The sequence below is a fragment of the Streptomyces sp. NPDC059247 genome (assembly GCF_042754005.1).
In the GTDB taxonomy this organism is placed as follows: Bacteria; Actinomycetota; Actinomycetes; order Streptomycetales; family Streptomycetaceae; genus Streptomyces.
The window spans coordinates 1-22,958 of the sequence record NZ_JBHYZW010000020.1 but is presented as its reverse complement, the minus strand read 5'-3'; the positions used below and the strand labels follow the sequence as shown (position 1 = coordinate 22,958).

Sequence of the window (22,958 nt, the reverse complement as noted above, 5' to 3'; positions counted from 1 at the left end):
ACACCGCCCCGCCCACCCCGGCGACGTGCCGTAGCGGCCGGACCGGCGCCCCTGCGGGCATCCGTACGCGCGCACACCTCTCCTCCGTTCCTCCGCTCCCTCCTCGCCGCAGTGGTCAACGCGCCTCCCCGTCGTCGGGGTTCATCCGGCGTCCGTCCGACGCCGTCGTACGTACGGGTTGAACCGTCCCGCACCGCCCGTCCGTTCCCGACTGACGAGGAAACCGCACAGAATCGGCCGCCAGGCGTGAGTCATGGCGTGAGGAGCGTTGTTTCGTTGAGCGTGGTGCAAGTCAACCGCCCGCCGAGGCGGCCGGGTCCCGAGATGCCGGACGGCGAGATCCAGCTCCAGGAACCCCCTGGTCTGCCCGAGAAGCAGAACGGCATCGGCAGCATCATCACGATGGTGCCGATGGCGCTGTCCTCGCTCTCCATGGTCTTCATCTTCCTGCGCCCCAACGGCGGCATGATGACCTACATCGCGATGGGCACCATGGCCGTGTCCGCGATCGGCATGATCGTCACCCAGATCATGCGGGGCAACGCCGACCGCAAGCAGGAACTGACCGACGAGCGCCGTGACTACCTGCGCTATCTGACACAGATGCGACGGCAGGTGCGCAAGGAGGTCCTCCGCCAGCAGGAGGCCCTGGCCTGGCGCCATCCCGACCCGGCCGAACTGCCCTTCCTGGTGCGGACCTCGCGCCTGTGGGAACGGCGCTCCTCCCACCCCGACTTCAGCGACGTGCGGATCGCGCTGGGCTCCCAGCGCCTCGCCGTACGCCTGGCCCCGCTCGCGACCAAACCGGTCGAGGACCTCGAACCGCTCAGCGCCCACGCCCTGCGCCGCTTCATCCACGCCTACGGTTCCGTCGCCGACCAGCCCGTCGCCATCCACCTGCGTGGATTCGCCCACGTCCTGATCCGTACCGAGACCGACACCGGAACGGACACCGGTTCCTCCTCCGCCGGTGTCACGGGGGCGACCGGGCCCGCAGGCGTCATGGGGGCACCGGCCGGGGCCGGGACGGGCGCCGAGGGGACGAGCCCCGACGACGACCGGGCCCGCGCCCTGGTCCGCGCGGTCCTCGCGCAGATGGCCACCTTCCACGCCCCCGACGAACTGCGGATCGCGGTGGTCGCCGCGCCGGACCGGCGGGCCCACTGGGAGTGGACCAAGTGGCTCCCGCACGCCCTGCACCCCCACGAGACCGACGGGGCGGGGCCGCTGAGGCTCGTCGCCGGAACCATCGGCGAACTGGAGCAACTGCTCGGCGAGGAGTTCGGCGCCCGGCCGCCCTACGAACCCGACGCCTCCCCCAGCCGGGACGAGCCGTACACCGTCGTCGTGCTCGACGGGGCCGCCTTCACCTCCCCCCACCGGGCGGCGCTCGGCGGCTACCGCAACGCCGTCGTCGTCGACGTCGGCTCCACCCTGGAGTGGAAGCACGGCCGCCTCACCCTGCGGCTGCGGATCACCGGGACCCCCGAAGGCCCCGACTCCCTGGAGATGGTCGGTGCCGACCGCAACCGCAAGGACCAGAGCACCCCGCTCGGCGTCCCCGACGCGCTGGCTCCCGTCGCCGCCACCCGACTGGCCGCCGCCATGGCCCCGTACCGCCTCGGCGACAGCTTCGACGCGGGCGAACCCCTGGAGACCGACTTCGACCTGGCCGGTCTGCTCGGCATCCCCGACCTGCACCGCTTCGACGTCAAGGAGCAGTGGGCGCGGCGCAACCAGTCCAACAAGCTCCGGGTACCCCTCGGCCTAGGCCCCGACGGCACCCCCATCGACCTCGACATCAAGGAATCCGCCCAGGGCGGCATGGGCCCGCACGGCATGTTGATCGGCGCCACCGGCTCCGGCAAGTCGGAACTGCTGCGCACCCTCGTGCTCGCCCTGGCCCTGACCCATTCCTCGGAGATCCTCAACTTCGTCCTCGTCGACTTCAAGGGCGGCGCCACCTTCCTCGGTCTGGACGGACTGCCCCACACCTCCGCCGTCATCACCAACCTCGCCGACGAGGCCGATCTGGTGGAGCGGATGCGGGACGCGCTGCACGGCGAGATGATCCGCCGCCAGGAACTCCTGCGCGCCGCCGGGAACTACGCCTCCCTGCTGGAGTACGAGACCGCCCGCGCGGCCGGCACCCCGCTGGACCCGCTGCCCACCCTCTTCGTCGTCGTCGACGAGTTCTCCGAACTGCTCGCCGCCCACCGCGACTTCATGGATCTCTTCGTCATGATCGGCCGCCTCGGCCGTTCCCTGGGCGTGCATCTGCTGCTCGCCTCCCAGCGCCTGGACGAGGGACGCGTACACCAGCTGGAATCCCACCTGTCGTACCGGATCGGTCTGCGGACGTTCTCCGCGATGGAGTCCCGGGGCGTCCTGGGCGTCCCCGACGCCTACCAGCTCCCCTCCCAGCCGGGCAACGGCTATCTGCGCAGCGACATCTCCACCCTGACGCGCTTCAAGGCCGCCTACGTCTCGGGCACCTACCGGCCCAAGCGGCGCCCGGCGGGCCCCCGTTCGGTCATCGAGGGCCAGGTCGTCGCCCTGGGCACCGAGTACGTGGCCCCCCGCGTGCTGCCCACCACCCCCGACCCGGAGGAGGAGACGGCCGTCGAGGAGACCGGAACGCTCCTCGACATCGCCGCCGAACGACTGGTCGACGCGGGTCCCCCCGCGTACCAGGTGTGGCTGCCGCCCCTGGACGTGCCACCGACCCTGGACGAACTGCTGCCCCCGATCGGACCCGACCCCGAGCACGGTTTCACCGCCGAGGGCGAGGTGCGCGGCACGCTGAAGGTCCCCGTCGGTGTCGTCGACAGGCCCTTCCAGCAGGTGAGAGACCTGCTGATGGCCGATCTGGGCGGCGCCGACGGCCACATCGGCATCGCGGGCGCCCCGCAGTCCGGGAAGTCCACCCTCATCCGTACGCTGATGACGGCGCTGGCCCTCACCCACAGTCCGGCGGAAGTGCAGTTCTACTGCCTGGACTTCGGCGGCGGCGCCCTGTCGAGCCTGCGCGGTCTGCCGCACGTCGGCGGGGTCACCGGCCGCCATGACCCCGACCGGGTCGTGCGCACCATCGCCGAGGTCAACGCGGTCATCACCCGCCGGGAGAAGTACTTCGCCGAGCTGGGCGTCGACTCCGTCGCCGCCTTCCGCCGCAAGAAGGCGGCCGGTGAGCTTCCCGACGACCCGCACGGGGACGTCTTCCTGGTGGTCGACGGCTGGAACACCCTGCGCCAGGAGTTCATGGACCTGGTCCAGCCCCTCACCCTCATCTCCCAGCGCGGTCTGAACTACGGCGTCCACCTCGTGGTCGGCACCACTCGCTGGGGCGAGATCACCGGGGCCCTGCGCGACCAGCTCCAGACCCGTTTCGAACTGCGCCTGGGCGACACGGTCGACTCGGTCATCAACATGCGGGCGGCGGCGAAGGTCCCCAAGATCCCCGGCCGTGGACTCACCGCCGACCAGATGCACTTCCTGTGCGCGCTGCCCCGCATGGACGGCATCGGCACGGCCCACGACCTCTCCGAGGGCGTCGCCGACCTCGTCGACGTCGTCGCCGACCACTGGACCGGACCGCGCGCCCCCGAGGTCCGGATGCTGCCCCTCGTCCTAGACGCCGCCGACCTGCCCGAGCCGCACGGCTCCCTGCGGATTCCGCTCGGCCTGGAGGAGAACGACGTCCAGCCGCTGTGGCACGACTTCTCCCAGGACCCGCACCTGATCGTCGTCGGTGACAGCGAGACCGGCAAGACCAACCTGCTCAAGCACATCGCCACCCAGATCATGCGCGCCTACACCCCCGACCAGGGCCGTCTGATGCTGGTCGACTTCCGCCGCGAGATGTACGAGACGGTGCCGGAGGAGTACCGCCTCGGCTACGCGGTGTCCGCCGACCCGCTGCGCCAGATGATCACCGGGGCGGGCAAGGCGATCGCCAACCGGATCCCGGCCGCCGACATCACCCCGGACCGGCTCCGGCGGCGCGACTGGTGGAGCGGCCCGGAACTCTTCGTGCTGGTCGACGACTACGACCTGGTCAACGGCTCGATGTCGGCGCATCCCTTCGCGGCCGTGCTCGACAACCTCGCCCAGGGCGCGGAGATCGGCCTGCACATCATCGTCGCCCGCTCCGCCAACGGCGCGGGCCGTGGCCTGTCCGATCCGCTCCTGCGCAAGCTCCAGGACGTCAACACTCCGGCCGTCCTGCTCTCGTGCCCGCCGACGGAGGGCTACCTCTTCGGCGGGACGAAGCCGAAGGTGCTGCCCACCGGTCGCGCGCTGCACATCACCCGCCGCCGCACGGTGCAGCTCCAGACCCCGCTGCTCGACCCCGACGGCGAGACCCCGCAGAACGGACACTCCGGATGACCGCCCCCGCCCCCGCCCCCGCCCCCGCCCCCGCCCCCGCCCCCGCCCCCGCCCCCGACCCCGTCTCCGTCGCTGCTCCCGCTCCCGCTTCCGTCTCCGGGTCGGGCACGCACCCCGTGGGCCCGCATCTGGTGATCGCCTCGGAGGAGACGGCCGCCGCTCTGACACCGGTCCTCACCGGGCTGCCCGCACCGCCCGGCGCGCTGCTGGTCCTGGCGGCGGCTCCGGACGCGGCACTGGTGCTGCGCCGCGCGCTGCCGGAGCTGGTGGCCCTGGCGGGGGAGCGCGGTGCGACCCGGCTGGTCCTGGCCGCGTCGGGTCTCGCCGCACGGGGGCCGGGCGGGAACCGTCCGGTGGCGGCGGTCGCCACGGTGGCGGGCTTCGCGGTGGTCGCTCCTGACGGTGTGGTGAACGTGGAGCCGGACGGCACGCTGCGGCTCCAGGCGCCGGGCAGTTGGTGGCTGGCGGTTCCGGGGGAGGAGCCGTACGAGCTGGGCCCGGGGTGGCCTCCGGAAGATCCACGAAGGGCGGAAGAGCCGGAAGGACAGGAGCCGGAGGAGGAACCCGAGGGGGAACCCGAGGAGGAGGAACCGGACGCGGGAGAGTCCGAGCCGCTCCCGCCTCCGGCGCCGCCGGTTCCCGTCGTGGCGGAGTCCCAGGGAGGCGCGCACGGGTTCGGCCCGGCCCCGAGGGTGTCGCCGGGGGGCGAGCCGACGGAAGAGCGGGAGGAGCCGCGAGCCAGCGCGGGGATGGCACTGCCGGACAAGCCGGAGGGACCGCTGGAGGGAGTACCGGAGGGAGTGCCGGAGGAGGGCGGTCGCGTCGTCGCGGGGGGCGTGTGGCTGGGGGAGCTGCCCGAGGCGGTCGTGCCCTTGATCGGGGTGGGGCCGGACGCTTTCCTTCTGGGCGTGGGGTCACCGGTCCGTCCTGTGCTCCCCGTCGCCGAGTTGCTGGCCAGGGTGCCGGAGGGCGCGGTCGGAGCACGATGCCTCCTGGTGTCCGCGCCGTGGGCCGATCCGGCCGGTCTGATCGCGATGGCGGTGGCTCTCGCGGAGCGTCTCGACCGGGTGGTGCGGGTGGCGGTCGGTCTGCCCGTACGGATGGCCGACGACTACGCGACGACGTTCCTGGACGGGCGGGGCGCGCCCACCTGGCAGCCCTTCCTGGGGGAACTCGCCGTCTCGCCCGTGCACCGTCGGGTGGTGCCGTCGGCATGGCTGGACCTGGCCGGTCCGGCGGCCGGTCCCGCGCTGTACGCGTGTGCCGGTGCGGAGGGCTGGGTCGTCGAACCGGTCCCGGCGGGAGTGTGGGTGCGTCCGGTGGACCGGGTGACGGATGTCCGCCCCCGTACGGTGCGTCCCGACGCGACCGGTCCGGTCGTGATGGTGGGCGACGGGGAACGGGCTGTCGGCGAGGAGGTCCGGCGGGCGCTGCCGGGCGTGCTGGCCGGGCTGCCGGACGTGGGCGCGAGGCAAGGGTACGGGCTGCTGTTCCACGGTGACGCGTCCGGTGAGGAGGGGCCTCGTTCCTGGGCGGGGGAGCTGGGCCTGCGCTGGCTGGGCTCCACGGACTCCGGACCGGCACGGGCGCCCGGACCCGTCCTCGGAGCCCGTACCGGACCGGTCGAGCCCCCGGTCGTGAACGGTCCGTCCGAAGGGCCCGGGGCGGTTCCGGTTCCGGTTCCGGTCCCGGCTCCGGCTCTGTCCGGGGGCGAGCGGAGCGGGGCCGCCGCGGTGCCGGAACCGCCGCTGACGGAGTACGGGCCGTCCGGGGCCGCCCCGGACGTGCCCCCGGTGTCGTCCCCGGTCGCTCCGGGGCCGGAGAAGCCGGTGGGGGAGGCGCCTGCTGTCCCCCCGGTGGCGGTCGCTCCCCCGGTGCCCGTCGTCCCGCCGGTGGCCGTCTCCCCACGGGTGTCCGGTTCTTCGCCGGTGGCGGGTGGCCGTAGTGGTCCGGACGACCGGACGGCTCTGCGCGAACTGCTGGGGGAGAGGTACCACATCCTGGCGAGCAAGGCGGAACTGCTGGCTTCCCGGCTGCCGTCGTTGCGTTCCCTGGCGCAGGAGGGTCTGAAGGCGGACATGGTCGCCATCGCGCTGTATCAGGCCGACGCTTCCGGTCCGGGGTCCCGCGCGGGGCTGGCCGAGGCGGCGAGGGCGGTCGCGCCGGGGCCCTTCACCCCGCTGCTGCGCTGTCTGGAGTCGGGTCTGCGGCGTCTGCCGGGGCACTACGGGGCGGTCATGCTGGCGGCGCCGCTGGAGCGGGTGCCGCTGGACCGGTACGTGCCGGGCACGGTCCTGGTGGAGCCCGCGGCGGTGGCGAGCGTCCCGGCGTGCGACGCGGAGCTGGAGGGCGGGGTGGAGTTCGGGATCTGGTCGTCCACCGGCCGCCGTACGTCGGTCTTCCTGGGGACGGACGACGAACCGGAGGTGGTGTTCCCGCCGGGCACGTCCTTCTCCGTCCTGGCCCTGGACCTGCCGGAGGACGACACGGCGCCGGTCCGTGTCCTGCTCCGTGAGATCTCCGCGGTGGAGAGCGACGGCGCCGACGGCCGGGTGCGCAGACGCGACGAACAGGCGCGTACCCGTCTGACCGAGTGGTTCGAGCGCAGGGACATGCTGGAACCCCACGACCGCCGTCCCCTTCCGGACGCGGCCCGTTTCCACGTGGCCCCGGGGGCGGCCCCGCACTGACCGCGTGCTTCCGCCCTTCCGGGTGCCGGTCGGGTGCCCGGGCCCGGTTCCTGGCGCGCGGGTCCGTCGTTCCCCCGGGACGGGGAGGGCCCCCCGCCCGGCGAGTTCGCCGGACGGGGGGCCCTGGGGTGTCGGTCGGTGGGGGTCCACCGGGGTCAGGAGTAGCGCCCGCCGCCGCCGAAGCTCTGGCCGACGCTCCAGGCGTAGCCCCGTCCGTAGCGCCAGGCCGTGCCGTAGGCGGAGAACATCACGGTGTCGCCCGCGTCGAGGCGGCACTGCCACCAGCCGCACTTGAACCAGCCGCGGCCCTTGCTGTTGTTGTTCGAGTACCAGCCGCCGTGGAAGTTGTAGCTGCCGAACTCTCCGTGGCTGTAGGTGCCGGACTTCACGTAGGTGTTGCTGACGTGGATGTACCACTTGAAGCCCGCGTTGATCCAGGAGTTCGCCCAGGACTTGCGGAAGTGGAAGTCCCAGTTCAGCGAGCAGCGGCCGGTGTCGCTCTCGCAGATGCGGCGGATGCGGACGCACACGTCCTGGCGGCAGTTCGACTGGACCCGCTCGCGCAGGTAGGTGCCGTCGGTGTCGTACTTGTTCTGCGGGTCGGCGCAGGCGTAGTCGTACGCGTTGCAGCTGCCGCCGTTCATCGGGTCGACCGACAGGAAGCGCCCGATGCGCGGGTCGTAGAGGCGTACGCCCATGAGGGTGATGCCGGTGAGGGTCTCGGCGGACCGCAGGCTCGCGCCCAGCCAGTTGTAGCGGCCGGTGGAGCTGCCGGGGCGTGCGTTGCCGTACTCGTCGGAGTCGACCGCGAGCGGGGCGACGGCGCTGTCCAGGGGAAGCCGCAGGGCGACGTCGCCGTGGATGTTGGACAGGTGCAGGACGACCTCGCCGGTGGCGGAGGTGGTGGCGGAGAGCCCGGCGGACGCGGAGCCGACGTTGCGTGTCAGTCTGCCGCTCGTGGTGTCCTCGGTGATCCAGCGCGGGCTGTCGCCGTCGGCGCCGTAGTGGTTCACCTTGGACTGGGTGGTCGACCAGACACCGGCGTTGTCCTTCTCCACGGTCCAGGACCGCAGCCGCCGGGAGGAGTCGAGCGCGAAGGTCTGCCGCTGGCCGCCCGCGGTCTGCCGGTGGACCAGGTCGTTGGCGTAGTAGCCGAAGGTCCCGCCGCCCGGGACGGACGTGGTGCGGCCGAGGGCGTCGTAGGCGTAACCCGCGTCGACGAGCCGGTCCCCGCTGTCGTAGGTGTGGGTGGTGGTCGTGCCTCCGGTGGTCGGGCAGGCCGCGCCGGGGGTGCCCGCCGCGGTGGTCAGGGAGGTGCGGTTGCTGCGCTTGTCGAAGGTGTAGGCGCGGGTGGTGCAGACGGTGTCGGCGGTGTCCTCGACGGACGTGAGGCGGCCCGCCGCGTCGTAGCGGTAGGCCTGGTCGGACCAGCCCGAGTGGGTGGTGGTCTGGCCGTGGGCGGACTTGCCGACCGCGTCGGTGTAGACGGCCGTGCCGTCGCTGTCGCGGGTGTACGAACGGCCGGTGACGTTCCCGGCGGTGTCCGTGGTCTGCCGCATGGTGTAGCCGCCGGGCAGCTTCTCGGCGGTGACGGTGCCGTCCACGCCGTAGGTGGCGCCGAAGGTGCCCGCGACCGAGTCCGTCATGGAGGTGGCCATGCCGCGCGGTTCGGCGGCGGCGTCATAGGCGTACGTGACGGTCGACGGCGCCGAGTCGGAGACCCTGACGGGCCGTCCCAGCAGGTCGTACTGGGTGGTGGTGGTGCCCGCGTCGGCGTCCGTGTAGGAGATCAGCCGGCCGAGGCGGTCGTAGGAGCGGGTGAGGGTGCCCGCGGTGGCGGAGGTGGTCCGGGCCGCCTTGCCGGTGGCGGGGTCGTACTCCGTGGTCGCGTCGGGAACCGCCTGGCCGAGGCCGCCGGTGACGGACTCCTTCACACGGCGTCCGGCGCCGTCGTAGGTGACGGTCGTGGTGCGGGCGGTGCCGTTGGCCGTCTCGACGGCCTTGGCGGGGTTGCCCCACCAGTCGTACTCGGAGCTGGTGTCGATCAGCTGGGCGGGCTGGGAACCGCCGCCGGTGACGTCGCCCGCGGGGCCGCTCCAGCAGACCAGTCCGGCCCATTCGGGGCGGCCCTTGCACCAGCCGGTGCCGTCCGCGGTCCAGTACGCGGTGACCTTGCTCGCGGCGTCGTCGCCGGTGCCGCCGGGCAGCTGGGAGGAGACGACGCGGCCCTGGGCGTCGTAGCCCCAGCCGCTGGTCAGGTTGAGGCCGCCGGAGTCCTTGATGGACAGGGTCGGCTGGCCCTTCACCCAGTCGTACTGGGACTCCTTGACGCGCTTCTCGCCCATGACGGAGTAGTGGTCGCGGATCCGGGCGCCGCTGACCTCCACGGTGACCCGGTCCCGGATGGAGGCGGTGCCGTCGGTGGGACGGCCCTCGTCGTACTCCTTCACGACCCAGTCCCGCGCCGGTACGGAGGTACCGGCGGCGACCAGGGTGGTGGCGCCCTGCTTGAGGTCCCGGGTCAGGTCGATCCGGTGGATGGGGCCGAAGGTCTCCAGCTCACGGACGCCGTTCTCGCTGTACAGCGTGCGGCTGGACAGCAGCTCGGCGCGCTCGTCGGAGGCGAGCGAGCCGATGCCGAGGTCGGCCTGGACGGCGCGGTCGGCGGCCGTCAGACCGAGGGCGACCGAGCGGTTGGCGGCCGTGAGCTCACGGACGATGTTGCCGACGCGGTCGTACTCGGTGGTGGTGATGTGGCCGCCGGGAGTCGCGGCGTTGCTCTCCTGGCCGGACACGCCCAGGTAGCGGATGTCGGCGCGGCCGTAGGACCCGGCCGTGAGGGCCGATCCGGCGTGACCGGCGGGCACCGCGTCGGCGGGGAAGACGGCCGTGGCGTCGGTGGGCGCCTGCGACTGGCCCCAGGTGCGCGTCTGCGCGGCGCCCAGCTGGTACGGGGCGTTGGCGCCCGACACCGGGACGTCGTAGACGACGCCGATGGTGGCGGTGCCCTCGACGATGTCGGCGGTGCCCTGCTTCAGCCCGGCGCGCGACACCTTCAGCAGCATCCCGTCACCGGCGGTCGCGGCGTTTCCGGCACGGCCGTAGGTGAAGCTCCACGGCAGCTCGCCGGGCGGGGTCAGCGTGACGACCCGGCCCGCCGCGTCGTACGCGTACTCGGTCTTGAGCGCGGGCGTGATCAGCGGGTTCCACGCCTGGCGCAGCCGCCCCTCGGAGTCGTACGCGTAGGTGTGGACCGTCCTGGCCGTGGCCGTGGCCGCGCCGGGCTCGGTGGCCCGGACGCGGATCTCCTTGACCTGGCCCGCGTAGTCGCCGAAGGCGAGCGCCGTGGCCGTGGTCGAGGAGGCGTAGACGTACTCCAGGCTGCGGCAGCCCCTGGTGGAGGGGGTCGCCGTGCAGGTGGCGCCGTTGGCGGCCGGGGTGGCCCCGTTGACGCGCACGGGGCGGACCAGCTTCTTCCCGTTCACCGTCACGGTCTCGGTGACCACGGTGTTCGTCGAGTCGGCCAGGCCGTCCTGGAGGGTCGTGGAGACCTGCCAGGTGGTGACGGCCGGGTCGGGCCTGGTGAACGTGGTCACCGTGCCGTTGGTCTCGGTGAGCGTGAAGGAACCCGTGACCGCGCCGGTGAGCGTCAGCGACTCGGCGCCGGGCTCGGGGATCCAGGCGGTCTTCGCGGCGTTCGCGGTGAAGTGGGTCTCGGAGCCGTCGGTGTTCACGACGGCGACGGCCGTGTCGGAGGACCTGCGGAGGTAGGCGTAGGCGGAGGCCGTCTCGGCGACGGCCCCGGCGGCCCACTCCTCGCCGAAGATGGCGGCCTGACCCTCCTGCTCGGCGCCCTGTCCGGGGCGGCGGGAGGAGGCCGAGCGCTTGACCGTGAGGTCGAAGACCGAGGTGTCGGTGGCGGACAGGCCGTAGTCACCGGTGAGGAGGTTCACCGAACCGGGGCCGATCTGCTCCTCGGCCGCGCCGCTCGCGTCGCGGTCGACGACGACGGGCAGCGGGTCGGTGCTGCCCGCGGCACCGTTCGGGCCGGTGAAGTCGGCCTTGATCTGGATGCTGCCGTCGGGGTCGACGGTGTCGGTGGCGTTCCAGACCAGCGGGGCGTTCCTGCCGCCCACGAGGGGGACCGGCCAGGCGGTCAGCGCGGTCCCGGCGGAGGTCACGTGGCCGACAGGTATCCGCGTCCAGGCGTCGGCCTCGGAGCGGCGCCAGGAGAACGACACCTTGTCGTACGTGCCGGACTCTGCTTCGGCGACGAGCGGCAGACGGCGGGCGGTGCGCTCACCGTCGGCGGGCGCCGCGAAGCCACCGGGGCCCGCGTGGAAGACGTAGTCGACCTGCTCGGACTTGTTGTCGGCCTTGTCCACCGTGCGTACCTGGAAGGTGTGCGTGCCGTCCTGGGGCGGGGTGACGGTGACGGCCTTCGGGCCCGCGACGCCGTTGGTGGCGACCTTGGTCCAGGTGGTGCCGTCCAGCGACCACTCGATCCAGTTGTGGTCGGCGGCGGGCGGGGTGACGTTGAAGACGCCCGCCTGTCCCGCGCCCTTGACCCACGCGTTCGACGGGTAGTCCGTCGAGGTGACGGCGGTCGGGGCGGAGGGGGCGGTGGAGTCGACCGTGAAGGTCTTCCAGGCGGACCAGCCCAGGTTGTAGTGGGCGCCGTCGTACGGATTCGTGCGGAACTTGTACGTCCTGCCGTTGGTGAGGACACCCGCGGGGACGGTCACGGAGGCGACCTGACCGGAGGGCACGTACGGCGAGACCAGGACGTTGCCGACCTGGGTGTCGGTGGCGGCGTCGAAGATCTGGAAGGTGCCGTTGACCTTGTCGCCGTTGGCGTCGACGAAGGTGTCGCGGAGGACGGGGGTGGTCGAGTCGACCGTGTAGGCGCCGTTGTAGGAGAAGAACGGGGCGCCCGCCTCCTGCTTGGTGCCGGTACGCGGACGGTAGTTGTAGGTGACCGTCAGCTTGGGCGGGTTGGCGGCGGCGTTGGCGGAGTTGACCCGCTTCCACTGCTTGGTGTTGTTCTCGTCGGTGGCCCGCAGACCCATGCCCGAGGACGCCCACTTGTTGTTGGCCCAGTGCTGCACCAGGCTCGTGGCGTCGGCGTCGACCCAGCCGTCGGGCTGGGAGGCGCAGCCGGGGTTGCCCTTGGTCCCCGTGGACGTGGCCGTCTTCGTGGTCATCGACGGCTGGTTCGTCCAGCGGGAGGCGGTGGAGGCGGTGTTCGCCGTCCACAGCTCCCAGGGCTGGGCGGTGCAGTCGGTGTTGCCCGAGTGGAAGTTCCACAGGGAGAGGGTCGCGGAGGAGACCAGCGCGTCGGCGACCGGGGCGGTGTTCCACGTGATGAAGGACCGCGCGGTACGCCAGGTGCCGTCGGCGTTCTTCGTGCCCGGGTTGCCGAAGTCGAGCTCGGTGTCGTTCGACCAGTCGACCGTCTCGCCCTGCTGGACGTACGTGTCGAACAGGTTGCCCAGCGCGGAGGTCGACGGGTCGACGGTCACGGGGTACTTCGTCGCCGGGTCGGCGAGGAAGCCCGCGTCCGGGGTCATGACGAGATCGACACCGCCCGCGGTCCTGACGACCTCCATGCCCACCTGGGCCCGGCGGGTGTGCTCGCCGGAGACCCCGTCGACGCTCGCGTCCCACATCACGGGGGCGGGCATGACGGCGGTCTTCCTGGACTTCCTGTCCGTGAACAGGACACTGCCGTCCGCCTGCCGCGTGACCTTCAGGCCCTTGGTGCGCAGCGGCAGCGTGTACGAGAACCCGGCCGCGGGCTCCGCCTTCACCTCGACGAACTGCTCGAAACCGGTACGGGTGGCCTCCACGACCACGTCCGCACCCGGTACGGCGTTCTCGTAGGTGGCGCGGGTGCCGTCCAGCACGGGCTTCGGCAGACCGCCGCGCCACTGGAGGGTGATCACCTCGTCGCCCTCGCCGAGCGTGACCAGGTCGGTGGCCGGAGCGGCCTGGGCCGCCTTCAGCGAAGCCGCCTTCCGGCCCGACTTCCCGGCGAGCCTGAGGCCGCTCGGGTGCGCCTTCGAGGTCACGGAGCCGTCCGCCGACTCGGTGAGCGCGACGTCCACGTTCCGCCACTCACCGGTGGCCGGGTCGCGGAAGCGGATCGGTCCGGCGGACAGCTCGGAGGTGAGCGAGCCGTCCTTGCCGACCCAGGTCGTCGAGGTCTCCGTACGCTCCGACAGCGCCTCGACCCGCTTGCCCGACAGCCGGGCCGCGACCCGGGCGGAGGGGATGTCGGCCGCCGTGGCGGGGGCCTTCTGCTGCTCCTGCGGTACCGGGGACGCCTCGTAGGCGGCCGGGACGGCGGTGGCCGCTTCCGCGCCGTACAGCGATGACGCCGCCGTGAGAAGGGCCAGAGCGGTCGCGGTGGCACGCAGCCCACCCGAGCCGCCGACCAGTGAGCGGGCACGCCGAGGCGGCCTGCCCGAAAAACGGGATGGCAAAGTTCCCCCAAGGAGTAAGTGGTTTTCCCTTTGATCGCTTGCACATGACAAGTGATCAAAAAGAATCTACGGCTTGCCGTCCACGAACATTTCGGGTGAATGCCCACCGAGGGCGCGATGGCCCCCGTTCCGTTATTGGATCTTCATCCAAGCGCGTGTGCCGAGGATGCCGCGCACGACGGCGATGGCGGCCTGCCAGATCCGGCGGCGCACCGCACGACACGGGTTTCCGTAGCGGCCACCGGATCTGAGGGCAGGGTCGGACCGCTTCGTCCTGACGGACATGCGAGGTCAGGGGTTCGGCCCCCGGAAGGGGGGATGTCCACCGCGAAGAGCGCGGGGGAGAAGAAGACGTGTCCTCGGCGCTCGTTCACGGCGTGAGGAGGCCAAGTCGGAGATCGTCCGGGTCCGTCGTGTCGGGGGGCCTTTCGTTCGATCGTCATCGGCAAGGGGGCGGGCCGTCGAAGAAATACCGGGAATATCTCAACGCCCTCTGAAATAAGCCAAGTTGACTGTCCGTGATTGCTCACGATCAATGCCGCGCAGATGTACGGGAGAGGGGGCGCCCGCCCCGGCGTCTCGGCTCCCTGCCGATGTGCTCAGCCCTCGACTCGCGTTCTGGAAGGCTGCTCCCTGCGCGAGGGCGTCGATGAGGGCCTGGCGGTGGAGCCGTACGCCACCGCTCGGTGGTCCGGTGGCCTGGTGGTTCGGTGTGATGTGACGGTCGCGTGTGCGGTGCCGGACGGTACTCGGTGTTGCATCTTGCTCGGTGGTATCGGCGGTACCCCGGCGGTCTGTGTCTGTGCCCGCGCCGTCGTACGACGCCCTGTCTGCGTCGCCGCCGGTCATGGTGGCGCGGCAGCCGGTCCGTGTGCCGGGTGTGACTGCTACGCCATCGACTCGGCCCGCACCGTCGGCGGGGGCGCAACCTGCCCGCTGCCTCGCCGTTGCCGCTGGTCTTTCCCCATCCGGTCACTGTCGCGGTGCCGCTGGGGAACGCGGGCGGGTCCGGGAGCGCGACCGGCTGCACCAGGGCTGTGTAGGCGATCGGGGTGCTCAGCTTCAGCACGCCGATGTCGTTCGGCCCCCCCGGCGCCGTTGGCGTTGTAGCACTCGTGCCGGACCGCCTCCTGGACCCGGTAGACGGTTCCTTCGGAGTCGAGGGTGCTCGAGCCGACGCCCACGGCCATCCGGTCGACGGCCGTCGCGTCGACGCAGTGGGCCACGGTCAGGATCCACCGGTCGACGATGACCGATCCGCCGCAGAAGGGGTGCCAGCTGCCAGGGGAGGTCCGCTTCAACAGCTCCACCTGGTACGGGTACGAGCCTGCGGGGGCGTCGGTGCCCCCTCCACAGCAGCCGCCGTTCCTGTCCCGCCGACCATCAGCCCGGCCGCCGCCAGCACCGTTCCCAGCACCGCCACCAGCAGCGCCTGGAGTCGTCCTCGTCCGTGCGTCATGTTCCCGCCCGTCCTCGTACTGCCGTGCTCCTGGGCATGGGTGCGACCGCCTCGCGGCTTCGCCGCTTGCGGACGGGGGTCCGCAAGCGGCGAACCGGTCGTTCCCAGGCAACAGGTCCGGCCGGTCCGCCCGTTGCCGGACGGGGCGTCGCCGGGTCAGGTGCCGATGCCGACGGTCAGATGGAAGATCTGGGGGAAGGTGGTCCCGAAGGTCAGCAGGGTCACGGACCCGAGCAGGGCGAGTGCGGTTCGGGAGTGTGAGGTGGCCGCTGTCGCGGCGCGGCGGAAGGTGTTCATGGAATGGTCCTTGCGGGAGGCTGGGCAGGTGGGCCGGTCAGAGCGGGGTGATCAACGGCCCGAGGGCGTGGATCAGGGCGGTGATGGCGTCGGTCAGGATCGTGAAGCCCTTTTCTCAAGGGTCTGCGCACAGCACGGCGGCTGTGTGGCCTGTTGTTCTTCGAGGTGGCGGACGCGGCGGGTGAGTTCCTGGACGGCGGCGATCGGCACACCCTGGGAGTCGACGACGTCGATGGTCGTCTCACGGCGGCCGTAGCCGAAGGCGGACCGCCAGTCCTGGGCCATCGGGCCGATGTGGAGGGTGCCGGGGTCCCAGTCGTATCGCCACTCGCTGACAGTCGGTTTCTCCAGGAGGGCGAGGATCTGCGCGCGGGTGAGTGGTTCGGTCCTCTCGGTCCGGGGCGGGCGGGGCCTCAGGAACGTCGAGGCGAATCCGCGTACCAGGGCTGCGATGTGCATGGCGGCCTCCGGCCGACGGCGGCCATGGCCCGCTCGCCGGGTGCTGGGCGGGAAGGGTGGTCAAGAGATCGGCTTGATGTCGTGTTTCACGTCACGGTTCGAGATCAGGGGCACGATGAGGGGCTCGAGGGGCGTGATGACACGCAGGATGGCATCGATCCAGTTCATGGCGGGTTCCTTGGAGGAGTCAGGGATATGGGCTGATCATCATTCGAGCGGACCGGAAGGCCGCTCGCGGCCGGAGACTGTAGATGATCGTGTGGTGTGGTCCGGTCCCCTCTGCTCCGGTGCTGCTGCCGGTGGAAGGCGGGCGGGCTGGAGGGATCAGGCACGTCGGGAGTCTGGTCCCGGTGCGGGCGCCACGAAGGGCCGTCCACCCGGGGTTCACCGGAACGAGGGAGAAGCTAGCTTTCATTGACGGCGGAATCCGTCCTACCGGAAGGGCTGGAAAGGAGCGTCACATAATCTGCTCATGGGGAAATGTGAACAATCAATCACTGTGAGTGACTGATGATGTGTGGTGGAGAAGAGGGTCCGGGAAGCTGGCCGGGGAACTGGCGCCGTCCGGGGCAAGTTCGAGATCCTGGCCGATCCGGAGATCGGGCTGGCCGCGCTGCGCGAGGAGACCGCCCGGAGCATCTCGCGACGCTCGGATACGAGACCGATGCCGCCGACCCGTCGCCCACAGCCCTCCAGGCAGTGGCCGCCCGGCCTGGAGCCCAGTCGGTGCGGTCCTCCGCCTGGACATCGAACGCGACGACTCGGCCGCGCTCCATCCGGACGGGTACGACCTGATCGTCCTGCGTCACGCCCTCGCCCTCATTCGCAACCGGACCCGCGTTCTGAGACTGCTCGCCGAGCGGCTGCGGCCCGGCGGCGCGCTGGTCATCATCACTCTGGTGCCCGAGCACACGCCTGAGGAACGGCGGCACACCGCACTTGGCGAAGACGAACTCACGCTGACCGGTGAGGGATGGTGTCGGTGTACTTCTCTCAGTGCTCCACGCGGTACGGAGATAAGCGCTCCAGTCTTCACCCCATGGGCCCTTTGGTCCTGGATGGATGAGGCAGGCGTCTGAGATGCTCCGTCTGGGGCAGTCCGCTGGAAGGGAGGAGCGATCCGTGGGTGGCTGGCTGAGCTTGGTCTGGGGAGGCGTCGTAGGCGCTGGCGCGATGGTTGTCGCGCTCGACTATCGGAACGTTGGGCTGCGCGTGTATGACCTGATAGCCCAGAGGTCACCTGGTGACGGGGTCGATCCAAGGTTCTCGCCCGACATCATGCGAGGCATCTTTGGGGTACTCGGTGTCGTCTTTCTTGCGGCCACTGGGATGAGGGCGTTCGGGATGTTCTGAAGTCCCGGCGGCAGCTGGCCCCTTGGCGGTCGCCGGAGAAGGCTGAAATGCCTGATTCAGGTTGCGTCGTCGCGTTCGCGTTCGATGCAGGCGAGCCGGTTCTTGAGGCGGTAGCTGGGGCCGTTGACGGAGATGACTCCGCAGTGGTGGAGGAGGCGGTCGAGATGGCGGTGGCCGGGACCTCGTCACCGAACACCTGCCCCCACTCACTGAAAGTCTTGTTCGAAGTCAAAATGATCGAGCCTTTTTCGTAGCGCTCGAGATCACCTGGAAGACCAGGTTCGCCTCGGCGAGAGCGAGGGGCTGGTAGCCCACCTCATCCAGAACGAAGACGGCCGGAGGTAGCTGCCGAGTCTGCTGGTCAGGCGCCCTGCGGATTCGGCGGCGGTGAGGTTGCGGACCATGTCGTCGAGGCTGGTGAAGTAGATCGAATAGCTGGCCCGGCAGGCAGCGACTGCGAGGGCCATGGTGATGAGCGTCTTGCCCACCCCGGGCGGCCCGAGGAGAGCCGGGTTGGCCTTGGCCTCGACGAAAGAGAGGGTGGCAAGGTCTTTGACCTTGTGGGGGTCGAGCTGGGGACTGTCTCTAGCGTCACCTATCGGTGGAGAGTGCGAGGGTGTCCGACCTGTGGCCGGGGCCTGGTCTGGTGTCCGCTGGCCTGCGCTGTCGAGCAGACTGGTGGGACGTCTGGCGGCATCCTGGTGGTCGCCACCGGCCAGCCGTACCCGGGCAGCTGGTTCGAGATCTCCGCCGGGCCCGTGTTGCCCGCGGAGGTGGCTTCGGTGATTCGCGCGGCTCGTGTCCGGGGCTGGACACTCGACGAGCCCGGATCCCCCTTCCGGCTCGACCGGTCTTGGGGTTTCGCCCCCGCTGGGTGACCAGCACATATCACCGACACCTCGGAGCGCCTTATCCCGGTGTCGCCGGGGGTACGGGTTTCGAAGCGCTGGTGTGGGGGCGTCCGGGTTCGGGTTTGCTCCGGTCGCCGTGGCACGGGGGCACCCGGAACGGGCGGGGGTTGTTTCCCTGTCGGTCGTGTGGGTGATGGTGGTTTGTGTGGTTTCTTCGCCGGGGCCGGACGGGTCCCCACTCCTGTGGCGTCGACTGGTCAGAGGCCCGTGGCTTCTCTGGTTTTCTTCAGTGCTGAGTCGATCGTGTTGATCAGGGTGCTGTGTCGTTTTTCGCGTGCTGAGCGATCTGCGGGTACGAGGCGTGCCGCGGTTTCCATGGCGTGGGTGTCCGGGTCTCCGAAAGCGGTCCGCGGGTCTTCTCCGGTGACCGCGCAGTGGCCCGCCACTTCCTTGACGGCCTGGAGGACGACCGTTCTGTCCACGCCGGGCTGCATGGCCAGCCGTACCTGGAAACGAGCCATCCACTTCTCGCGGTCCCGTTCCTCGGTCCGGTCCGTGCCGTGTTCCTTCTCCGCCATGTGTCCTCCCAGGTGTTCCGCGGTCTTTCGCCGTGCGGCCGTACACCACGGTACCGAGGAAGGCCGCGGAACCGCGAAACCGCGGTGCAGCCCCTGACGCGCCCGCACTTCCCGTTCCTGGCGCCGGTCCCGCACAGGGTGTCGGCCGTGTCCCATCATGTTCCGCCCCGCCCCGCCCCGCTGCCCGCCGTGTCCGCCGTGGCCCGGACCCGGCCGGTCCGAACGCGTACTTCCACCTCCCGCGTACTACCGGCGTGCTGTCCTGGAGGTGCGTGCTCACCTGAGGGAAGGGCGTCGCCCGGCTGTTGGTGGGCCGGTAGGGGCAGGTGCCCGATCAGGTCCGGGTGACTGTTGTTGCCGACGCGTTCGGCGTCGGCGGGCTGGTTGCGCATGTTCCAGCCGCTGCCGCTGCGGGTGGGCTCGGTGGTGTCATCCGGGGTGTCTGTGGGGGAGTGGTTGCTCGGGTCGGGGGAGGGGGTGGTTTGGGGTAGGCAGTGTGGGGTGTGTGGGTGGTGTCGTACGGGTCCCGTGCCGTGCTTCGTTGTGGGTACCGCGCACCGCACGACACGGGTGTCATAGCGGCCACCGCGTCGGGTCATGGAACCGAGGGCTGGGTCCGATACTTTCTAACTTGTTGTAAAGTTGAGCGGTTGGGTGGTGGCTTGGCGGTAGGTCGTGGGGTGTGGTTTCTGGGAGGTGGGGCGGGTGCTGCAGATCCGGATCGGGTGTGAGCGTGAGGCTGGCGCGGACGACGGGCTCGGGCGGTCGGCTGTCGGTTGGCGTCCGGGAATGAGTGAGGGCGAGGCCTGGGAGGCCGGCCGGGGTGTCTGGAAGTTCAATGCCGACCGTGTCCTGTCCCAGGACGAGGTGCAGATCATCAACACCGAGGGCATCGTCCTGGCCGTCGCGAGGATCACCGGAATTTCCAAGTGCGGCAGCCGTTACGCCCTCCTGGGTGAAGTGCTGTGGGGTGACGGCCGGGTCGGTCACGTCACGGGGAGTCCTCATCTGTCCCGTAATCCCGTCACCTACATCTGATACGTCTGAGAAGGGGGTAGCCCGGTGGGTGACTTCGAAGCGATCGACTCGCTCCTCGCCTCTGTCGGCCCGCAGGAGGACCTCCCGGCCCCCGCAGTGCGCCGCGCGCTGCGTGAGCGGGCCCGGTTGTCCAAGGCGCAGGTGGCCCGTGCGCTCGGGGTGAGTCCGTCCACGGTCAGTGCCTGGGAGGCGGGCCGGGACCCGGGCGGTGAAGTCCGTACCAGGTATGCCTATCTCCTGGGCGGACTGGACGCCAAGCTCACCACCGACACCGACACCGACACCGACACCGACACCGACACCGACACCGGCTCTGGCTCTGGTACCGGTGTTGGCATTGGCCCCGACCCCGGAGTTGACACCGGCATCGGCGCCAGCCTCGACGTTGGCGTTGGCTCCGGTTCCGGCCCGGACCTCTGCATCGGCGTTGGCTCCGACTCCGACTCCGGCATCGGCGTTGGCTCGGGCTCCGGCGTTGGTGCTGCGGAGGTTGTCGTGGTCGGGTCGGTGGCATTTCCCGTGGGTGTGGCAGGGGATGCGGTTTCTCGTGGGCCGGGGGGTGGTGATGAGGTGGAGACGCTTGCTGTGCCGGAGCCGTGTGTGTTGTGCGGCGGTCCGGCCGGGCAGTGGGTCGCGGGCTTCGCCCAGCATCTGGATCCGGCGGACTGCCGGGACGCCACGGCCGGGGCGCGGCCGGTCCCGGTGGCGGAGTGTCCCGCTCCGGATCCGAAGCCGTCGGGGCGCGGGGCGGCGCGTGTCAAGGGCCCGGCCCGCAGGGCGTTCCAGGACTCGTCAGGTCCCGTGGATCTGATTCATGGGGCGGTGGAGGGTGTGCTGGCCGCACATCACGGTGATGTGGAGGGTGCTGCTGCGGCGTTGCTGAAGAGGGCGATCCCGGATGCGATGCGTCTGCTGGACGAAACCCGCAGGGGTGCCCGCTATGACGTGGTCGCCCATCCCTGGATCCCGGACATTTTGAAGAAGCAGACGTCCCGGGGTGCGGACCAGGTCTGGGAAGCCCGTCCGAAGTGGACCCGTGCGCAGTTGCCTCCTGGTCTGCACGAGGTGACGGCGCTCGACATCAACGGCGCCTATCTGTCCGCGTTGAAGACTCATCTGCCGCTCGGTCAGCTCGAGCATTCCACCGGGCTGCCCCACGACCGCCGCCGTGCCGGGGTCCACCTGATCACTCCGCCCGTTTGGGAGCACGATGCGGTGCTGCCGAACCCGGTCGGTCAGCGTGACGAGCCCGGGCCCTTGTGGGTGACTGAATCGACTCTGCGTCTGCTGTTGCGGTTGTCGGGCCCGAAGTACGGGCTGTGCCGGGCTCCTGAGATCCACGAGTCCTACACCTCCGGAGCGACGGAGCATCTGCTGGAGAAGTTCCGGATCGTGCTCAAGGACGCCCGCGACACCGCCATCGCCACCGGTGACGACGTCACTCTGGAGTATGTGAAGGCGATGTACTCGAAGTTCGTCTCCACCATGGGGGAGTCGAACTACAACCGCGAGCTCTACCGCCCGGACTGGATGCACATCATCCGTTCCCAGGCCTTCGCCAACCTCTGGACGAAGGCGTTCAAGGCCCACGACGAAGGTCTCGCGGTCGTACGGGCGATGGGTACCGACGAGCTCCATGTCATCGGTGACTGGCGCCGTGTCTTCCCCGAAGGCCGGGGGGTAGCCGAGGTCAAGGTCAAGGACGTCTACACCGCGGGGACCGGTACGACCGCCGGGCTGCCGGGGGCGCCGGGCTGACGGTGAACGGCCGCGCCCTGAAGGCATGGCCGGGGAGCGGCGCCGCCCTTCGGCGGAGAACCTGCGGGAGACCGGCGAGGCCTGCCGGGCGGTGCGCCGGCAGGACACGGCCTGCTACTTCCTCGAGTGTCTCGACGCGGACGGCGGAACGCGGGTGGGGATCCGCCTCCTCGGTCAGTCCCCAGTCGCCTGCCTGTTTGCAGCGGGTACTGGGGTACTGGACCGTGAACGTGCGCCGCTGGGGCATGATGGTCGGCTCGTGGGCGGCCGGGGACTTCCAGGTACGGGACGCGGCCTGGACCGGCGACGTCTGCCCTCTTCCTTGACCTCGGATCCCGGTACGGGGCGGGCGTACGGGTACTGCCCGAGGGTGGGCTTCGCGGCTTGGCGCAGGAGGACATGCGACGGGGAAGCGGTGCTGCTGCCGGGTCCGGACAGGGGACGGCGAGCAGGCGCGGCCTGGTGGGGTCTCTGTGCCTGTTGGGTGTCGTCGGGCCCTTCTGTCGCGATCCGGGGGCGGGTCGTAGTGGTCGTACGGGCTGGCCTGGCGCAGCCTGTCCTGCTGTTGTCCGCGGCGTATGGCTCGGGGTCGTCCCCTTCCCGTCGCTTTCCTTGTCGCCTCTTGGGCGGGTGCTGGTTCTGTGGCTGGTGTCTGGTGTGGGCGGGCAGGCGGGTGGGTTAGGGGGTTGTTTGTGGGGTGTGGGGCTGGGTGTCGTAGGTGGCTCTGGCTGTGGCGATTTCTTGTTGGTGGTTTTCGGTCCAGTCGACGAGGGTCTGGATGGTGGTGTGGAGGGTCGCGCCGAGCGGGGTGAGGGCGTACTCCACTCGTGGGGGGACGACGGGGTGGACCGTACGCCGGACGAGTCCGTCGCGTTCGAGCTGGCGCAGTGTCACGGTCAGCATCCGCTGGCTGATGCCCTCGATGCGGCGGCGCAGTTCGGAGAAGCGCAGTGTCTGGCGTTCCAGGTGCGCGATGGCGAGCAGTGACCACTTGTCGGCGACGCGGTCGAGGATCTGCCGGACCTCGCAGCCCTCGCGGGCGTCCCACTGGAGCACGTCGTAGTCGTGCTCGTTTCCTGTGCAGTGGTTTGGTGGTTTTGGGGTGTGTTCTTTCATGGTTCTTCACCGTGCCGCATGATGTCGGTGGTTACAAGTGGGAACTGCCACGGACTTCCTTTCCCCGCATCCCTGTCCTGGTCTTCCGGGTCCTCGTGTGAGCTTCGCCCGTATCCCCGTCGGGGTCTTCCGGGTCCCTGTGTGAGTTTCATTCGTACCCCGCCCCGCTCTTACCGGTCTCCGTGTGATCTTCACCTGCGTCTCGCCCTGGTCTTCCCGGTCTTCGTGTGAGCTTCATACCGCGTCTCGTCGTGGTGGTCTTCCCGGTCTCTGCGTGGACTCATCCGTGTCCTGTTGTGGTTTTTGGGGTCTTCACTTGGGTTTCAAGTGGGTTTCAAGTGGGTGGGGTGATGATGTGTCTGGTTTCTATGGTTGTTCCTTCGCGTGCAAGGAGAAATTCTGTGTCCACACTGCAATCCTCGAGCAGCGGCACCGACCGCATGAGCGGGCGCGCGTGGGGCGTGCTGTTCGTGTTGTGTGGGGCG

The 22,958-nt window shown here is 70.4% G+C and carries 13 protein-coding genes and 2 pseudogenes; 6 read left to right on the top strand and 9 right to left on the bottom strand.

From position 1 onward, the window contains the following. Positions 1–324 precede the first annotated feature (324 nt). A complete protein-coding gene (gene eccCa / locus ACFXGN_RS26995; RefSeq protein WP_384864228.1) occupies positions 325–4,389 on the top strand; it encodes a type VII secretion protein EccCa in 4,065 nt (1,354 codons plus the stop codon). Then, entirely contained in the window at positions 4,386–7,079 is a 2,694-nt protein-coding gene (locus ACFXGN_RS26990) for a hypothetical protein (protein WP_384864137.1), read from the top strand. The genes eccCa and ACFXGN_RS26990 overlap by 4 nt, the downstream gene beginning before the upstream one ends. Positions 7,080–7,234: 155 nt before the next feature. Here ACFXGN_RS26990 and ACFXGN_RS26985 read toward each other — a convergent pair whose 3' ends face one another. From ACFXGN_RS26985 to ACFXGN_RS26960, 6 genes and pseudogenes are all read right to left on the bottom strand, one after another. Beyond that, positions 7,235–13,477, bottom strand: a complete 6,243-nt coding sequence (locus ACFXGN_RS26985) for a DNRLRE domain-containing protein (RefSeq protein ID WP_384864226.1) — start codon at positions 13,475–13,477, stop codon at positions 7,235–7,237. Between the two features lie 619 nt (positions 13,478–14,096). After that, positions 14,097–14,639, bottom strand: coding sequence for a trypsin-like serine protease (locus tag ACFXGN_RS26980; RefSeq protein ID WP_384864225.1), 543 nt, complete (start codon positions 14,637–14,639; stop codon positions 14,097–14,099). A gap of 79 nt (positions 14,640–14,718) precedes the next feature. Continuing rightward, positions 14,719–14,874: pseudogene (locus ACFXGN_RS26975) on the bottom strand (trypsin-like serine protease); the annotation flags it as partial. Further along, entirely contained in the window at positions 14,862–15,023 is a 162-nt protein-coding gene (locus ACFXGN_RS26970; RefSeq protein WP_384864135.1) for a hypothetical protein, read from the bottom strand. The gene ACFXGN_RS26970 and the pseudogene ACFXGN_RS26975, both read right to left, overlap by 13 nt. Before the next feature lie 156 nt (positions 15,024–15,179). After that, positions 15,180–15,320: a hypothetical protein gene (locus ACFXGN_RS26965; protein ID WP_384864133.1), complete on the bottom strand. Its 141-nt coding sequence runs from the start codon at positions 15,318–15,320 to the stop codon at positions 15,180–15,182. Between the two features lie 93 nt (positions 15,321–15,413). Then, positions 15,414–15,779 carry a hypothetical protein gene (locus ACFXGN_RS26960; protein ID WP_384864131.1) on the bottom strand — a complete coding sequence of 122 codons (366 nt, stop codon included), beginning with the start codon at positions 15,777–15,779 and terminating at the stop codon, positions 15,414–15,416. Between the two features lie 1,122 nt (positions 15,780–16,901). Between ACFXGN_RS26960 and ACFXGN_RS26955 the strand changes: the two genes are divergently transcribed. Next, complete coding sequence (locus tag ACFXGN_RS26955; RefSeq protein ID WP_384864129.1) at positions 16,902–17,132, top strand: hypothetical protein; 231 nt, start codon at positions 16,902–16,904, stop codon at positions 17,130–17,132. 56 nt (positions 17,133–17,188) lie between these two features. On the opposite strand, the pseudogene ACFXGN_RS26950 reads toward ACFXGN_RS26955, so the two are convergent. After that, positions 17,189–18,019 (bottom strand): annotated as a pseudogene (locus ACFXGN_RS26950) (ATP-binding protein). Positions 18,020–18,240: 221 nt separating this feature from the next. Next, positions 18,241–18,561, bottom strand: a complete 321-nt coding sequence (locus ACFXGN_RS26945) for a hypothetical protein (protein ID WP_384864127.1) — start codon at positions 18,559–18,561, stop codon at positions 18,241–18,243. Between the two features lie 789 nt (positions 18,562–19,350). Here ACFXGN_RS26945 and ACFXGN_RS26940 point away from each other — a divergent pair. The 3 genes from ACFXGN_RS26940 (at position 19,351) to ACFXGN_RS26930 (ending at position 21,683) form a co-directional block, all read left to right on the top strand. Next, positions 19,351–19,599: a hypothetical protein gene (locus ACFXGN_RS26940; protein WP_384864126.1), complete on the top strand. Its 249-nt coding sequence runs from the start codon at positions 19,351–19,353 to the stop codon at positions 19,597–19,599. A 24-nt stretch (positions 19,600–19,623) separates the two neighbouring features. Next, positions 19,624–21,357, top strand: a complete 1,734-nt coding sequence (locus ACFXGN_RS26935; RefSeq protein ID WP_384864124.1) for a helix-turn-helix domain-containing protein — start codon at positions 19,624–19,626, stop codon at positions 21,355–21,357. A 197-nt stretch (positions 21,358–21,554) separates the two neighbouring features. Beyond that, entirely contained in the window at positions 21,555–21,683 is a 129-nt protein-coding gene (locus ACFXGN_RS26930) for a hypothetical protein (protein WP_384864122.1), read from the top strand. Positions 21,684–22,035: 352 nt separating this feature from the next. Here the strand turns inward: ACFXGN_RS26930 and ACFXGN_RS26925 are convergent, their stop codons facing one another. Then, positions 22,036–22,473 carry a winged helix-turn-helix transcriptional regulator gene (locus tag ACFXGN_RS26925; protein WP_384864120.1) on the bottom strand — a complete coding sequence of 146 codons (438 nt, stop codon included), beginning with the start codon at positions 22,471–22,473 and terminating at the stop codon, positions 22,036–22,038. Positions 22,474–22,958: the final 485 nt, after the last annotated feature.